Origin of the sequence: Thiocapsa sp. (assembly GCF_035467215.1) — a bacterium.
Taxonomy (GTDB): domain Bacteria; phylum Pseudomonadota; class Gammaproteobacteria; order Chromatiales; family Chromatiaceae; genus Thiocapsa.
The window spans coordinates 1-13806 of the sequence record NZ_DATITZ010000149.1 but is presented as its reverse complement, the minus strand read 5'-3'; the positions used below and the strand labels follow the sequence as shown (position 1 = coordinate 13806).

Genomic DNA, 13806 nt, shown 5'->3' with positions numbered 1-13806 from the left:
CCACACACCGCCTTCGCGCTCCTCGCACTCATCCACCTGCCAACACTGCGCCACCGGGGTGATCAGTGCGGGAAACGCGCGGGTAATCATCGCGAAATAATTCGGGAATCGGCCGGTGAAACAAAGTGAGCGACAACACCTGCGCCGAGATGAAAGACCGCCTCAATGCGTCCGCGCTGCTGGGCAAGTCCCAGGGCGATTTCATCAACAAGACCGAGATCACCGGCGCGAACGGTGGGCCTATCGTCTCCGAGGTCCGCGTCAAGTTCGTTGGGTAGCGGCCGAAAATCTCGCAAATTTGCGGAATTACCCGCGAGCGAGCCGAGGCTCGGCACTTCGGGTCTCGCCTTTCCGACAGGCATCCGCCTCAAACAGCACCTGCACCTAGCCGACTGTCCGCCCATGACAGTCACACGCTTGCATGTTTCCATGACAGTCACGCACATGACCGAGATACCCAAGCGACCCGCACGCACACCGGCACAGCGACGCGCAGACCTTCGCGCGCGTGCCGTCACGCTCTTGATGGACGACGAAGCGGCGCTGCTCAAAGCCGCCGATAGCCTCGTCATCGAGGCGATGCTCTACAGCTACCGGCGCAAGCTCCCGCATGACTTCGCAAGGTTGTCGGCTGAACTGCTGCGGCGACTGCAAGCGGCTCGCGTGACAGTTACGCAGACAGCCGAGGATAGGGCTGAGCCTGATAGCGCGTCACCGTAACGAGACCGGAGCAGTAATAGGCCCTGAGACCGCACGGCAAGCCCGTGGAGCCCACTGCGAGCGTCGGGCGAAGGATCGCACCACCGGGACCTGCAACCGGGCCAGCCGATCGGCTAAGAAAAGCTAAGGTGGCGCGGATGGTCCGGGGGGAGTGCGCTCGGGCGCCCGTCCGATGATGGGCGACCGGGGCTTGAGCCGCGGCACACTGGCGGCACATCCCGCCGCGAGGATGGAGTCCTCGGAGGTGGCCGAGGCCATGCTTCCCGGCCACGCCAGTTCGGCTCGCAAGCGACCTCTTCGGCGAGGAACCAATCCAGATCCTGCGCGAGTGCAGGGCGCGCAGCCAGCCATCGCAGGACTATGGCGCTGTCACCGCGACATTGGTCGCCCCAACCGTCGTCCCGTTCGCGGCGAAGCGCAGGAAGAGGCGGTTGTTGGCCGGATCGAAGGCGATCGGCTGACCGGTGCCGGTCGCGAAAACGCTGTAATAAGCCATTCGATCGGCACCGATTGAACGCGTCAGGGTGTTTCCGCAGACGATCCATTCTCCTGCCCGGGTGGTCTCGCAGACTTGCAGGGTCAATGGCAGACCGCGCCCGCCGTCATCGGCGCTGACGGTCACCGCACCGGCGCTGCCGATATTTACCGCAGCGGTGGCGAAGAAGCCGGTCCCGTCGCGACTTGGTAGGCGCACCACGCCGTCGCCGCTCGGGGTCGCGCCGATGGCGAGCAGATCCGGGGGCGCGCTCGCCGCCGCGGAGAGGATGAAGGTATTGAGGCCGGCGTGGCTGGTTGCCGGAGAGGTGTTGGCGCAGTCGAACACCAGCGGGATCTCGTTCGCGGCCATTGTTTGACTCGGGGTAATGCCGAAGACGAAGCCTTGGGTGGCGCCGGGCGCGATGTCGACCGGTGAATCGGGATTCCCGATCAGCGCGTTGGCGGCATTGGTGGTCTGGTAGCTGAAGGACGCCGTTAGCCCGCCTGGCAGTGCGATCGAGCAGTCGGTCGCCGTGGCGTTGCCGCTGTTGATGACGCTCGCAAATGCGGTTGCCGTGTCGCCGACGGCCACGGCGCGGGCGTAGGGTAGTACGGCAGAGTTCAACAGAGCGCTCGGAATGAAACCATCGTCAAACTCATATGCCCCAATGTCGACCACTCCGCCGATGACCCGTGGTCGGCCGGCGATATCGGTCGACGGGAGATTCGGCGTGCCTGGATAACCTGCATCGATCATCGGTGAACCGGGCAGGAGACTTAGATCGCCGTTCTCGGAATCGACGTAGAGTGGATCGACCTTGTCGAAGTTGCTGGGGTCGATTGGGATCGGGAGGGTGGTGTAAAAGCCCGTGCCGGGCGTCTGGTCGAAGTTGTTGTGAAGCAGCGTCACGGGCGAGGGGATGACGTCGCTGTCGTCATCATTATTGATCCAGATGTCGGCACCAGTATTCTCTGTCGCGGAGGACCGATTATTCCAGAAAAGGTTGTTGTATAGCTCGGCGGTGTTAGAGTTTGCATAGATCCGGAGGCTAATTCCGCCGCCTTCCGACGCACTGTTGCCCTGGATACTGTTATTTACGAAGGTGGTGGTGTTGTTAGAATAACTATAAACGTCCGCACCTCCGCCGAAGTAAGACGCACCGTTGCCCTGGATGCTGTTGTTGATGAAGGTGATGGTGTTGTCGGAGATACCACCAACAGCTATTCCGCCGCCGAACGATGAAATGTTTCCATGAATACTGTTGTTGACGAAGGTGATGGCATTGTTGTAATCACCACTAATAACTGCTCCGCCGCCGCTCTCGCCCGGCGCCCTGTTGCCCTGGATATTGTTGTTTGCGAGGGTGATAATGCTGCTAGAAGAGCTACTAACGTATACTCCGCCGCCGCTGTTGCTCTGGATATTGCTGGATGCCACTGTCATCGAGCCGTAAGTGCCTATTCTGGCAATTAACCCGCCACCGTGACCATATGCTTTACCGTTACGCAATGTTACACCATGTATCAATAGATCCGCAGCGGAAAGATCCGCAGCGGAAGCGGGTGCCGTCAGCGTCAACACGGTTCCAGCCTGATTGCCATCAAGCACCGTGTTCGCCGGATCGATCTCCCGGCTCATGCATCCCGCCGTCCATCCGCCTCGCACCGCGAGAGCATTGGTCCCAAGGGTACTGAAGCCGAAATTACCGACATAGGTGCCCTGGACGATCTGGATCTGGTCGTCCTCGCCGTTGGAGGCCCCTGCAGTGAGTGCCGCCTGTAGGTCTGTCGCGTTTGCGACACAGAAGACCGCCGCGCCGACCGGGGGATTCAGGGCAAAGAGGACGAAGGCTAAGGCGAGAAGGTTGGTTAAGACGAACGTCGATCGTGTCATGCGGTCACTCCCTGGCTGAGTCCCTTCCCCGCCGCACGCTGACGACGGGTGCGTTGAAGGTGGATGCAGTTATGTCGAGTCAGCGGGGTTGCATACTCAACTTCCATGTCATCCAAGGCACGGCCGGACGGTACCTTTTGAAGGCTCCGAAAACCATTGCGCTCGGTCAAGCCACCGGCGTCTTTCCGTGACCCGAGCGCGGGCTGACGTCAGTTGGTGGTTCACGGCCGACGTGTAGACACGGGCGTCGCGTGTGATGCGTGTCTGGTCTCCGCTTGAATTATGAGGCGGCTGCGACAACCCGTGTCGGCGGCTTTGGTGGCGATTGAGAGACTCGTGTCTTCTCCACCGGCTCTGTGCGATGCCCGGCCTCGTGAGCCCCGATTCCTTTCCGCTGACACTCTTCTGCGCCGACGCATCCGCCAGACCTGACCGCGCTTGGGTTACCCCTCCGACGATGGGTGTCTGCTCGCAGGTTTAGCCCAGGTGTAGCCCAGACGACAGGCAAGAAAAAAGGCTTGCCGATTGCATCGGTAAGCCTTTGATTTTTGGTGGCTACGCCCTGACTCGAACAGGGGACCCTCGCATTATGAGTGCGATGCTCTAACCAACTGAGCTACGTAGCCAAACAAGACGCGGAATCATACGTTCCGGGCTCGCTTCCGTCAACCTCGAGAGATGCGATGCCCTTTAGCAGTTGGTGTACCCCGGGGGTCCTCGATTCGGCGTATCATCCGGTTTCCCGTGGATGTCCCGGAGCCGGCTTGAAGCCCCTTTGACTCAGCCGGTTAGAAGAAGGCGACCGGGGATGTGGCCGATACCCGATCGTCCGGCATCATCTCGATATCGCTAATGTGGGCGCACCATGGACGACCTCTTTGCCCTACCGCCTTATCAGATCGCCCTTGTCTTCTTGCTTGGCGGCTTGACCCTGTTTGGCCTGTCATTGCTGGCGCTCGGCAAGCTGCATCGGGCCGTCGCTGCCGGCAGAGGGGAGCCGCCTGTAGCGCCGTTCTTCAACGCGGTGACGACCATCTGGGCCGTCACTCTGGGCTTCACCGCGGCTGACATCTGGGAGATCAACCAAGAGGCCGCAGTGGCGGCCGAGCACGAGCACTACGCGCTTGTCCAGCTGCGCAGCTTGGCCGCCGCCGAGGGTCCTCAACTGCCGGGGCTCGGGGAGGTCCTGGAGCGCTATGCCGCTGCCGTCAGCGCCGAATGGGAACAGCATGCGAATCCCTATATCGGCCGCGCCAGTGTAGCCCTCCCATTTTGAGCTCGCTCGGCGTCCTGATAGACCGCGCCGCTGTCTCGGAATGCCCCGTCGGTCTGACGCGAAACCTCGCTACACGTTGAACCTGAAATGGACCACGTCGCCGTCCTTGACGATGTACTCCTTCCCCTCCGACCTTAGCTTGCCCGCCTCTTTGGCGCCCTGCTCTCCCTTACAGGCGACGAAGTCGTCGTAGGCGATGACCTCGGCGCGGATGAATCCACGCTCGAAATCGGTGTGGATGACGGCGGCGGCCTGCGGGGCACGTACGCCGGCCGGGATGGTCCAGGCACGGACCTCCTTCTCGCCGGCAGTGAAATAGGTTTCGAGGCCCAGCAAGCGATAGCCGGCGCGCACGACGCGGTTCAGACCCGGCTCGGTCAGCCCCAGCTCTGCGAGGAACTCGTCGCGCTCCTGATCCTCCAGGTCGAAGATCTCCGCCTCGATGGCCGCGCAGACGGGTACGACCTCGGCGCCCTCCTCCGCGGCGAGCGCCACGACCTTGTCCAGGATCGGATTGTCGACGAAGCCGTCTTCGGCGACGTTGGCGATGTAGAGGGTCGGCTTGGCCGTGAGCAGGAAGAGATCGCGGACCTCGCGCAGCGCCTCGGCATCCAAGCCCATTGAGCGGACCGGCTTGCCGGCGTCGAGCTGATCGCGAATCTGCTCCAACAGGGCCTTGCGCGCCAGGATCTTCTTGTCGCCCGTCTTAACCATGCGCTCGGCGCGATCGAAGGCCTTGGTCACCGAGTCGAGATCCGCGAGGGCGAGCTCCGTGTTGATGACCTCGATGTCGTCCAGCGGATCCACGCGTCCGGCGACATGCACCACGTCGTCGTTCTCGAAACAGCGCACCACATGGGCGATGGCATCGGTCTCGCGTATGTTGGCGAGGAACTTGTTGCCGAGCCCCTCGCCCTTGGACGCACCGGCAACCAGGCCGGCGATGTCCACGAACTGCATGGTCGTCGGAATCACCCGCTGGGGCTTGACGATGGCGGCAAGGACGTCGAGGCGCGGATCCGGCAGGGGCACCACGCCGACGTTCGGATCGATCGTGCAGAAGGGGTAATTCTCCGCCGCGATCGTCGCCTTGGTCAGGGCATTGAAGAGGGTCGACTTGCCGACGTTGGGCAGGCCGACGATCCCGCATTTGAATCCCATGGCTGTGAAGGTCCGCTCGGAAAAACCCGGAATACTACAGCAGCCGGGGCGTCCTCGCCCCGGTTTTCAAGACATCGGTACCGGACGCCCGGCCGGCGGAAGGTCAGTGCGTCTCCTTCGCCCCGCGGTTGTAGCGATCCTCGAAGCGCACAATGTCATCCTCGCCGAGATAGCCCCCCGACTGGACCTCGATCAGCTCCAGCGGAATGGTCCCCGGATTCTCCAAGCGATGCGAGGAACCGACCGGAATGTAGGTCGATTGATTCTCGGTGAGCAGAAACGCCTTCTCGTCGCAGGTGACCCGTGCGGTCCCCGAGACGACGATCCAATGCTCGGCCCGATGATGGTGCATCTGCAGCGACAGCGACTCGCCGGGTTTCACGATCAGTCGCTTCACCTGGTAGCGCGGCCCCTGCCCGATCGCCTCGTAAGATCCCCAGGGTCGATGGACCCGCTGGTGGTGGCGATACTCGTTGCGCTGCTCGTGCTGCAGAAACTGGGTCACCGCCTTGACGTCCTGCGCATGCTCTTTAGACACGACCAGGACCGCATCCGGGGTCTCGACCACGATCAGATCCTCGACCCCGACGGCGGCCAGCATCCTGTGATGGGCGATCAGTAGATTGTTGCGGGCATCGTGGACAAAGGCATCGCCGTCGAGCACATTGCCGGCCGCGTCCTGATCACGGACCTCCCAGAGCGCCGACCAGGCGCCGACGTCAGACCAACCGACATCCAAGGGCACGACGACCGCGGGCGGACCGGAACCCCCGGCGTCGCGGGCCAGGGGCTCCATCACGGCGTAGTCGATGGAGTCGCCCGGACAGGCGCCGAAGTGCTCGGCATCCAAACGGAGAAAGTCCCCGTCGTGCGTGGCCGCTTCGAAGGCGTTCGCCACGGCTTGCGCGATGTCCGGGCGGAACCGCTCGATCAATCCCATCCAGAGCGATGCACGCAGGACGAAGATGCCGCTGTTCCAGAGGTATTGGCCGGACTCAAGATAATCCTCGGCCGTCGCGACATCCGGCTTTTCAACAAAGCCGTTGAGCAGATAGGCGCTCCCGGCCAGACCCTCGACCTCATAGGCCGGACCCTGCCGGATATAGCCATAGCCCGTCTCGGGTTTGCTCGGAACGATCCCGAAGGTGACCACCGCGCCTTCGCGTGCGATCACGCAGGCATCGGCCACGGCCGCTCGGAAACCAACCTCGTTGCGAATGGTATGGTCGGCCGGCATCACCAGCAGGACCGGATCGCTCGCGCCTCGGATCGCCGAGAGCGCCGCCAAGGTCAGCGCCGGTGCGGTATTGCGGCCCTTCGGCTCGAGGATGATCTCGGCCGGACGCCGCCCCATCACGCGGAATTGCTCCGCAACCAGGAAGCGGTGGGCCTCGTTGCAGACCACGATGGGATCGATCTGTCCGACGGCTTGGCGCGGATGCTCCTCGTCGAGCCCGTCGAGTCGGCGCACCGTCTCCTGCAGCATCGTGTGCTCACTGGTGAGCGCCAAAAACTGCTTCGGGTAAGCCTCGCGCGAGAGCGGCCAAAGCCGCGTTCCCGAGCCGCCGGAGAGGATGACGGGTTGTAGTGGCATCGACATACTCCTGGTCAAGGATTCCGGATCATTTACAAGCCTCCAAGATTAACGCAATTCGGCCGATGCGACCTCCGAAGAGGTGGGCGCGACTGATCGTCGGGCCGGCGCGTCAGGTCGACGTGCGCTCGCCAAATCCGCCAAGCGCGTCGTCCTCGCCTGCGGCTGAGATCCCGCGCGGTTGCATCTTCCCCGCAACCGCCTCACCTGTGCCACCAAGGAGAGCGGCGGCCAACTGCCATCAGACACACGAGCGTCGTTGAATTAAGACCGGCCGGTAGGGTGAACGAGCGAGAGCGAAGTCCACCGAGACTTGCGCTGGTTCTGGTGGACTGCGCTGGGCTTGTCCCTACAGCGCGAAGTCATCGCAGCGGCCGGCGTTTTAAGCAAGGCCAACACGCGCATGAGCGTTGAATCAAACAGAGATCCCAGATGACACCCGACCCGAATCTGATCGGCGACATCCTGCGCGAAGCCGCAGCCACCGAGATCATGCCGCGCTTTCACAGCATCGTCGCCGAGCGAAAGACCGACGGCAGCCTGGTCACCGAGGCGGATTTCGCGACCCAGGCACGCATCGTCGAGGCCATCGCGCGGGAGTTCCCGAGCACGCCGCTGTTGGGCGAGGAGATGACCGCGGAAGATCAACGCCGCCTCCTCGCCGAGGCCGACACCGGGGTCTGGATCCTGGATCCGCTCGACGGGACCGGCAACTACGCCAGCGGCTTCCCCGGCTTTTCGATCTCCTTGGCCTTCGTCGAGCATGGACAGGCGACGCTTGGCGTCATCTACGACCCGGCCCGCGACGAGTGTTTCTCAGCCGTGCGCAGAGGCGGTGCGACGCTCAACGGCGAGCCCATCCGCCCCTTCGCCCCCGGCCCCGATCTCGGCGACTGCCTGGCGATGATCGACATGAAACGTCTCCCCCCCGAGCGCATTCCAGCCCTGTTTCGCCCCGGCGGCTTCCGCTCCCAGAGAAACCTCGGCTCAGTCGCACTGGACTGGTGCTGGTTGGCCGCCGGCCGGTACCAGCTCTATCTGCATGGCGGGCAGAAACTTTGGGACTACGCCGCGGGGCATCTGATCGCCTCCGAGGCCGGCGCCGCGTCGCGGCTCTACGCCGATCACGGCGCCACGCAGGCCACCGATCTCAGCCTGTCCCCCAGACTCGCTATCGCGGCGGCCGACGACGCGCTGCTGCAACGCTGGCTCGACTTCGTCGGCCTGCCGATGCGCTCGGCCTGAGCGGAACACGCCATCGCGGGGCCGCGCCCGCATCCACCGACACCATCACGACGAGGAATCCTCCATGACCGAAGAGATCAGCGACCTTGACATGGCCCTGTCGAGCGGCATTACCGCTTTTGAATACAAGCAGTTCTCACGCGCGGCAGGTCTGCTCTCCCCGCTCGCCGAGCAGGGCATCCCGGACGCCCAATATCGGATCGCCATCATGGCCCAGAACGGCCTCGGCATGCTGCCCAACCCGCTGCTCGCCTACACATCCATGAAGCGCGCGGCCGAAGCCGGCCTCGCCCTCGCGCAGCACGGGCTCGCCTTCATGTACATGGAAGGCGAATGCACCGACAAAAATCCGGAAAAGGCCGTGCATTGGTTCAAGAAGGCGGCCGAGCAGGGTCTTGTCGGCTCACTGACCACGCTCGCCATGATGTACGAGCAAGGCCACGGCGTGGAGAAGGATCTCGACGAGGCCAATCGGCTCTATCGGCTTGCCGGTTTCGACGAACGTTGATCTGCACCGAGAGACCCGGAGCGCTCGACGCGGCGCGAACATACCGGACGGACCGGGGAGCATCCATGCGCGTCTCCGACGGGGTACCCATCAATACGGACAGCGGGTATACTGCGCAGCTGCGTTGCCGGGGTGGCGAAATTGGTAGACGCATCAGACTCAAAATCTGACGGGAGCGATCCCATGCCGGTTCGAGTCCGGCCCTCGGTACCAATACAAGACAAGGGGTTAGGCCAGAAGCCTAGCCCCTTTTTGTTTGAGCTGTGGTGTCCCCCAAAAGTTGGAGAACACCCGGGGAACTTTTGGCAGCCCTTTTTGAGCCCTCGTGGAGCCTCGGGGGTCTCGGAGAACACTCGGGTCTTGGAGAACACTTGTGGGTTTCGGAGAACACTCGGGATGTTCGAGATACCGGGCAACCCAAAACTCTTCGTCGCTCACGGCAATACCCGTCGGATAGCCGGCCTCGTCAAGCTCGGCTCGGATCTCCAATCCTTGCGTCGTCGTGGTGTTTGCGATGAGGTTGACGATGACTTCGTGATTGATGAGCGGTCGGCCGCGCCAGTTCTCGGTGATGTGACAAAACATGGGATGCTCGATTTTGTTCCATTTGCTGGTGCCGGGCGGAAAGTGGCGCACGTAGATGGCGAGTCCGAGTTCATCGGCCAGCTTCTGCAACTCCACTTTCCAGAGCCGGTTGCGGCTGGCATTGCTGCTGAGTGCGGTCAGCGATTTTGATGGTGGCGTGATCAAGTTGCGTGATGGGGGTCGGCGAAGCGCTTTTCCGGTCTCGCGCGGCCGGGGTGTGGGCCGGCGGCGCGAGGTGGATCAAAGGCGGTGACGGGACTCAGAACAACAGCGGATCGTCGAAATCCGGTCCGTCGAACAGGTCCGGTTGGTGGTCGCGAGGCCGGTTGTCGTCGCGTTCGGCATCGCGGATTTGGGAGGCGTAGCGGGTCTCGAACTGATCGGTCAGTCGGAAGAGGACCTCCCGGATGGCGAGGACCGCGTCATCGGACAGGGGTGGCCAGAAGAATGGCTGCAGGGTGGTGTAGGGCTGCGGCATGGTGGTGCTCCGAGTGGGTTAACGTGGCAGGGCAGCCCGCCGCGGGGTCGCGGTGGCGGGCGGGGTGAAGACCTCGAGGAACAGCGCCTCGTCGAGCTGGGGCCGTTCCTGCCGGGCGGCGACGGCGAGCAGCTCGGCGGCGAGTGAGGCGAGGATGCGGTAGTTGCCGGCGGCGTGGTCGCAGAGGGTGTGTTGCAGGGGCTCGCTCATGAGGGCGGGGTTGCCGGCGCTGGCGCACAGGTGCTGCAGGCAGGCGAGCAGCTCCTCGCGGCGCAGGTGATCGGTGAGGCGGGTATCCCCGGCGAGGACGACGCACAGCAGGGGCTGGGAGTCGAAGCGGGCGCTGGCGAGCAGGCGCAGCTCGTTGAGCACGGCGGGGCTCATCTCCTGGGCCTCGTCCACGAGCAGCACGGCGCGCCGGCGGGTGGTCTCCAGATGGCCGAGCCAGGTGGCACGCAGCGCCTTGAAACCACCCCAGCGGTTGTGCGGACGCAGCGGGACGCTGAACAGCCTTCGCGGATCTGCGCCTGCTCGATGCGCCACAGGAAGTGCTCCACGCGCGGGGGGATGTAGAGGGCCTCGATCGGCAGCTCCGAGGAGAAGGGATGCCATTTCAGCCCGTAGAGGGCGAGTAGACGCGTGTTCATTGGCAGTCCTCGGCGGTGTTCAGGGGCAGATAGGCCGGCGGCAGGCCGGTCGCGGCATGGGCCTCGATCAGTTGGCGCAGCAGCGGTGCGATGCCGCCGGGCGGGCTCGGTTCCGGGACAGGCGCGCCGGGCACCAGGGCTCGGCGGGACTCCCCGGCATTGGCGGCCTTATCCAGCGGGCGCACGGGGCTCAAGATCACGCCGCTGTGCGGATCCACCAGATCGACATGGGCCAGATCCCAGCGCGCGTAGCGCAGATGCACCGTCTCCAGGGCGCGGTAGCGCGCGGGGATTTCCAGGCGGATGCCGGCCAGGCTGACGGTGCCGTCGGCCCGGCGCTGGCGCCGGGCGACCTCGATGCGAAAGGCCGCGCGCAGGGCGGCGGCGTCCGGGCAGCGGCGCGCCACGGTCGGGCCCTCCAGATAACGCGCCAGCGGCGTGGTGGCCAATTCCGAATGGGTGCTGCGGTGATACTCCTGCTCGACCCAGGCTTGGGTGGCGTGGTTGAGGGTCTGCAGCGTGAGCCCGGACTCGCCTTCGAGCATCGCCATCAGGCGGCCTTCCACGCGGCCCCAAAAGGCCTCCTGCTTGACATTTTGATAGGGCGAATACGGCAAGGTGGTCTGGTGCAGGACGCCCAGACGGGCCAGTCCGGCCACCGTCTCCTCGGCCAGCATCGCCGCGCCGTTGTCGGTCATCAGCGCGCGCGGCAGGCCGCGCTTCATGGACGGCTTCACCGACTGGCTTGCAGCCCACCAATACACCGACATGACGATCCGCAGCTATATCAGGGCTGCCGATCGGTTCATGACGTGGTGGGCTTGCGGATCCGATGGTGCAGCATTACCCGGACCGGACCACGCATGCTTGGCGAGCTATCGGGAAAGGCCTTGATCATCGGTTGGTCCAAAACGGGGTGTTTCGGTAGGCGATCAAGCGCCCTGAAGGAGTGGCAGGAGCGCCGGGTAGGCGTACCCTTGGAAGCGCAAACTGACCGAGGGAGATGCCGTTGTCCGATGCCCCTGCCTGCGTTGACTCTAGTGCAGATCGACGCCCCACGCCAATCCATGATCGCTTGGATCGCGCCAAGCATCGGCATGCGGTGGCGCAAGCCCAGCAGGATGGGCAGAGTCAACGCGCGGCGGTCACCGGCGTCGGTGTGGCGCGCAGCACCCTGCGTCACTGGAATGCGTCCCCCGCGTCCCCTGCGACCCCGGCACCAGCGGCGCTGGTAGTCGAAGCGACGCGGGGTGCTCGTTCGTCCTCCTGAGGCGCGATCCGACATTGGCGGGTGCGGGTGTGCCATGTGCATCGACAAAGCGTTGGGTTGAGCGACTGTTCCGATGGAAGCCATGCCGGATCGAACCGGACACGGGCAGCTTAGCAGTTGCGACGTCCCCTAGCCCGGCTCTTTCCCGCCGCCCGCCCACCGGCAGCGCGGGTTTGGCCCAGCCCGCACGCATCGGGCGGCCTCGAGAGGCTACGGATCCGCGCCGACATCCCGTCGGCACCGGGGTCACGCGCCCGATCGCCTCAATTGCAGATCCTTGCCTGAGGATCGGAAGGAGCGTGCGATCGAGACGTATCCTTCTCGTCGCGAGCCTCCGGAGCCGACCGAACCAGCGCCAAGGCACCCAGACGAAGGCACCTTGATGCTGTCGAGACCCAGATCCCCGGCGCGTCCGGCGACGCGGACGAAGCTGTTGCCGCCGATGCGATAGAGGGTCGCGCTCTGATCGCCGAAGGTGTCGGCGAGCTTGGCCATGCGGCGCAGCGATGCGGCGTCCGTGGTCTTGCTCAACAGGTTCAAACCCCCACGGGTCTTGGCGAGCCGATAGACGTCGCCGAAGAGGTCGGTGACCGCGTCGAGCTTTTTGGTCTGCTTGACCGATTTTGCGCCTTTGATGATGGCTTTGCCGAGCCAGGGCGGGAGCTTGCCGAGCTTGCGGGCGGTTTTGAGGATGATGATGCCGCCCTTGGCCGTGGTGCTTGCCGCCACCGTCGGCGCCGCGGCCCCGGCCGTGGCAGCGGTAGCGACCCCGCTCGCGAGCTGCGCAGCGCTGGCGACAAGGCCGATGGACGCGAGTGCGGTAACGACCTCGTCGACGTCCTCGCCTTGAGTGTAGTTAGTCGCCTGCTTCGCGAGATCGCGGATGTCGCCGATGACGAAGAGGTCGGTGATGACACTCGCCGCTTGACCGACGGTCTCGTCGCTGGTGCCGTTGAGCAGCCCTTCGGACAACTCGCCGGCCTGATAGCTCAGGCTGCTGCGTACGGACTCGACCTCGGCGTGCAGCGCTTGGGCGGCCGGATCCTGATTGACATAGTCGTACGCCACGAAGAAGTCGAGATAGTCGGCCGCATCGGCATAGCGCTCTTCGGCCACCATCGCCCGCGTCTCGGGGACGGGATCAATACGGCTCAAGGCCAAAACGCTCAGTTGCGCCTGTTGCCAGAGCACACCTGCCGCGATAGCAGCCAGGACCAGGAGAGTCAGCTTGACGGGGAATTTGAAGATGAACAGAGGTATCGTCCTTGGATGATCGAAATTTCGCTTTCGAGCAAAGCCGGCAGAGACGACCGGCGTTTTGGTCCCTCGGGTTCGTCGCATACTCGCCAGGGTCTACAATCCCCGGATGTCCCCGTGCCGTTCAGACCCATGCCATGACCCGGAAGATCCTGCCCATCGGCATCCAGACCTTTCGCGAGATCCGCGACGGTGACCATTATTATGTCGACAAGACCGATTTTGCTCGGCGTCTGATCGGCGAGGGCAAATATTACTTCCTCTCCCGCCCGCGTCGCTTCGGCAAGTCGCTCTTTCTCGACACGCTGGGCGAGCTGTTCGCGGGCAACGAGCCCTTGTTTCGCGGCCTTCACATTCATGACCAGTGGGATTGGCAAACACGCTATCCGGTCATCCGATTGAGCTTCGGCGGCGGGGTGATCCGGTCACCCGATGAGCTTGAGGGCAAGATCCAAGACCTGCTCGACGAGAACGCTCGGCGGCTTGGCATCAATGCGGACGGCCGCACCTTGTCCGGGCGGTTCGCCCGTCTGATCCGCGAGGCCGGGCAGGAGCAGCGCGTGGTGGTCCTGGTCGACGAGTACGACAAGCCGATCCTCGACAATCTCGGTCGCCCGGAGCTCGCCCGACAGCTGCGCGACGGGCTGCGTAACCTCTACTCGGTGATCAAGGACTCCGACGCCCACATCCGCTT

12 protein-coding genes, 2 tRNA genes and 2 pseudogenes are annotated in these 13806 nt (G+C 64.0%); 7 read left to right on the top strand and 9 right to left on the bottom strand.

The window, feature by feature from the left end; translation table 11 throughout:
- Positions 1–125 precede the first annotated feature (125 nt).
- Together VLR48_RS08540 and VLR48_RS08535 are read left to right on the top strand one after the other, a co-directional pair.
- Positions 126–278, top strand: coding sequence for a hypothetical protein (locus VLR48_RS08540; protein WP_325291372.1), 153 nt, complete (start codon positions 126–128; stop codon positions 276–278).
- A 166-nt stretch (positions 279–444) separates the two neighbouring features.
- Complete coding sequence (locus VLR48_RS08535) at positions 445–720, top strand: hypothetical protein (protein WP_325291371.1); 276 nt, start codon at positions 445–447, stop codon at positions 718–720.
- Positions 721–1078: 358 nt separating this feature from the next.
- On the opposite strand, the gene VLR48_RS08530 is transcribed toward VLR48_RS08535, so the two are convergent.
- Together VLR48_RS08530 and VLR48_RS08525 are read right to left on the bottom strand one after the other, a co-directional pair.
- A complete protein-coding gene (locus VLR48_RS08530; protein WP_325291370.1) occupies positions 1079–3091 on the bottom strand; it encodes a choice-of-anchor Q domain-containing protein in 2013 nt (670 codons plus the stop codon).
- Positions 3092–3640: 549 nt separating this feature from the next.
- Positions 3641–3717: transfer RNA gene (locus tag VLR48_RS08525), tRNA-Met, on the bottom strand.
- Positions 3718–3956: 239 nt separating this feature from the next.
- On the opposite strand from VLR48_RS08525, the gene VLR48_RS08520 reads away from it, so the two are divergent.
- Positions 3957–4367: a hypothetical protein gene (locus VLR48_RS08520; protein WP_325291369.1), complete on the top strand. Its 411-nt coding sequence runs from the start codon at positions 3957–3959 to the stop codon at positions 4365–4367.
- A 69-nt stretch (positions 4368–4436) separates the two neighbouring features.
- On the opposite strand, the gene ychF is transcribed toward VLR48_RS08520, so the two are convergent.
- Together ychF and VLR48_RS08510 are read right to left on the bottom strand one after the other, a co-directional pair.
- Positions 4437–5528, bottom strand: coding sequence for a redox-regulated ATPase YchF (ychF, locus tag VLR48_RS08515; protein ID WP_325291368.1), 1092 nt, complete (start codon positions 5526–5528; stop codon positions 4437–4439).
- A 103-nt stretch (positions 5529–5631) separates the two neighbouring features.
- Positions 5632–7122 carry a mannose-1-phosphate guanylyltransferase/mannose-6-phosphate isomerase gene (locus VLR48_RS08510; protein WP_325291367.1) on the bottom strand — a complete coding sequence of 497 codons (1491 nt, stop codon included), beginning with the start codon at positions 7120–7122 and terminating at the stop codon, positions 5632–5634.
- A 432-nt stretch (positions 7123–7554) separates the two neighbouring features.
- On the opposite strand from VLR48_RS08510, the gene VLR48_RS08505 reads away from it, so the two are divergent.
- The 3 genes from VLR48_RS08505 (at position 7555) to VLR48_RS08495 (ending at position 9088) form a co-directional block, all read left to right on the top strand.
- Entirely contained in the window at positions 7555–8367 is an 813-nt protein-coding gene (locus VLR48_RS08505) for an inositol monophosphatase family protein (RefSeq protein WP_325291366.1), read from the top strand.
- A gap of 64 nt (positions 8368–8431) precedes the next feature.
- On the top strand, positions 8432–8875 hold the full coding sequence (locus VLR48_RS08500; protein ID WP_296806762.1) for a tetratricopeptide repeat protein: 444 nt from the start codon (positions 8432–8434) through the stop codon (positions 8873–8875).
- Between the two features lie 126 nt (positions 8876–9001).
- Positions 9002–9088: transfer RNA gene (locus VLR48_RS08495), tRNA-Leu, on the top strand.
- 210 nt (positions 9089–9298) lie between these two features.
- On the opposite strand, the pseudogene VLR48_RS08490 reads toward VLR48_RS08495, so the two are convergent.
- The 5 genes and pseudogenes from VLR48_RS08490 to VLR48_RS08470 form a co-directional block, all read right to left on the bottom strand.
- Positions 9299–9586 (bottom strand): annotated as a pseudogene (locus VLR48_RS08490) (ISAzo13-like element transposase-related protein); the annotation flags it as partial.
- Between the two features lie 133 nt (positions 9587–9719).
- Positions 9720–9938 carry a hypothetical protein gene (locus VLR48_RS08485; protein ID WP_325291365.1) on the bottom strand — a complete coding sequence of 73 codons (219 nt, stop codon included), beginning with the start codon at positions 9936–9938 and terminating at the stop codon, positions 9720–9722.
- An 18-nt stretch (positions 9939–9956) separates the two neighbouring features.
- Positions 9957–10481 (bottom strand): ATP-binding protein, encoded by a 525-nt coding sequence (locus VLR48_RS08480; RefSeq protein ID WP_325291364.1) that lies wholly within the window; start codon positions 10479–10481, stop codon positions 9957–9959.
- Between the two features lie 100 nt (positions 10482–10581).
- Positions 10582–11310: pseudogene (locus tag VLR48_RS08475) on the bottom strand (IS481 family transposase); the annotation flags it as partial.
- A 791-nt stretch (positions 11311–12101) separates the two neighbouring features.
- Positions 12102–13010: a hypothetical protein gene (locus VLR48_RS08470; protein ID WP_325291363.1), complete on the bottom strand. Its 909-nt coding sequence runs from the start codon at positions 13008–13010 to the stop codon at positions 12102–12104.
- A 239-nt stretch (positions 13011–13249) separates the two neighbouring features.
- Here VLR48_RS08470 and VLR48_RS08465 point away from each other — a divergent pair.
- The coding region (locus tag VLR48_RS08465) for an AAA family ATPase (protein ID WP_325291362.1) at positions 13250–13806 on the top strand (557 nt) is incomplete at its 3' end.